Origin of the sequence: Kitasatospora sp. NPDC059088 (assembly GCF_042738155.1) — a bacterium.
Classification (GTDB): domain Bacteria; phylum Actinomycetota; class Actinomycetes; order Streptomycetales; family Streptomycetaceae; genus Kitasatospora.
In genome coordinates this window covers 79238-80793 of record NZ_JBHYGR010000022.1, presented here as the reverse complement: position 1 = coordinate 80793, position 1556 = coordinate 79238, and the positions used below count along the sequence as shown (strand labels likewise).

1 protein-coding gene is annotated in these 1556 nt (G+C 76.2%); it reads left to right on the top strand.

The annotated features are described in order from the left end of the window. Positions 1–536: 536 nt before the first annotated feature. A complete protein-coding gene (locus tag ACFWXO_RS12980) occupies positions 537–1358 on the top strand; it encodes an SDR family NAD(P)-dependent oxidoreductase (RefSeq protein ID WP_380523741.1) in 822 nt (273 codons plus the stop codon). Positions 1359–1556 lie beyond the last annotated feature (198 nt).

The following is a 1556-nucleotide window of genomic DNA, read 5'->3' as shown; positions in this document are numbered from 1 at the left end:
AAACCCCGCACACCCCCCCACTCACAACCACCCACGCCCGGCCCCCCCCCCCCCGGGGCGCGGGCCGTTCAGTTCCCCGCACCACCCCCCGGAGCGCCGCCGGGCCCGCCGTCAGCCGGGCCCGCGTCAGGGAGGCGTCAGGAGTTCGTCAGGGCGGGTGACGGAGCTTGCCCCGGGCATCGGCGCGGGCTTTGATGGACGGCATGCACCGCTCGACCCGCCACCACGACCGCCCGCCGCATAGCCGGCCGCGGTTCGTCGTCGCGGTCGCGGTCGCCACTGCCGTCCGGTAGTACCGAGCTCCTTCCCGCCGGTCACCGGCCGCGCGTACGGGCCCGGCGCAGTCCCGCCGAGCCCGTGCCGATCACCGCCGCCCGTCCTCCGCCCCGTTCGGCTCCGGGGCGGGGGCGGGCGGTCGTCTCCGCAGTACACCTTTCTCGCACCACACCCCTTCTCGCACCGGCGGCCCCGGCGCGGGCGGCCGCGCGCCGCCCCGTCGCCGTACCCCGCCGGTGCCCAGCACCCTTGGATGGGTCATGTCCGACACCGTTCTGTCCGCCCGTACCGCCCTCGTCACCGGCGCCTCCTCCGGCATCGGTTGGGAGACCGCCCGGCTGCTCGCCGGGCGGGGCGCGAACGTCCTGGTGCACGCCCGCACCGCCGCCGAGGCGGAGGACGCCGTCGACCGGCTGATCGCCGCCGGCGCCCGCCGTGACCAACTCGTCGAGCTGGCCGCCGACTTCACCCGGCTGGCGGAGGTCGCGGTGCTGGCCGGCACGGTCGTCAAGCACTACCCGGCGCTGGACCTGCTGGTGAACAACGCCGCCGTGATGGCGCCCGAGCGCTGCACCCTGACCGACGACGGCAACGAGCTCTCGCTACAGGTCAACTTCCTGGCCGCGCACCTGCTGGCCAAGCTGCTCCGGGCCCCGCTCTCGGCCGCCGGGGACGCCCGGATCGTCAACGTGTCCTCCTCCCTGCACCGCACCGCGTCGATGAACTGGTCGGACCCGCACCGGGTGAAGAAGTACTCCCGGGTCGCCGCGTACGCCCAGTCGCAGCTGGCGCTCACCATGGCGACCGCCGAGATGGCGCCGGCCGGCTCCGGCGTCACCGCCGTCAGCCTCAACCCGGGCCTGTGCGACACGGCGCTGCTGCCGCTCTACGGGCGGGTCGGCGCACCGGCGGCGGAGGGCGCGGCGGCCGTGGTCCGGCTCTGCCTGCCGGATGCCGAGATCGCCAACGGCGCCTACTACGACGGCGGCGTCGCCGCGCCGACGGCCCAGGCCGCCCAGGAGGAGCGCTCGCAGAAGCGCCTGGTGAAGCTCGCCGACCAGCTGGTCGGCCGGGCCGCCTGAACCGCGTCCACCCACCCAGGACCAGGAGGAGCACGGTGTCCAAGCGCGCCCGCAAGAAGAAGGCCCGGCGGAAGAAGAAGGCGAACCACGGCCGCAAGGCCTGTCAGTGACCGCGTAGCGGAGCCCCGGGGCCGCCCGGCGCACGCCCCGGCGTGGCCCACGGGCCCGCCGGGGTGGCGGCGGGGGCGGGCGCCCCCC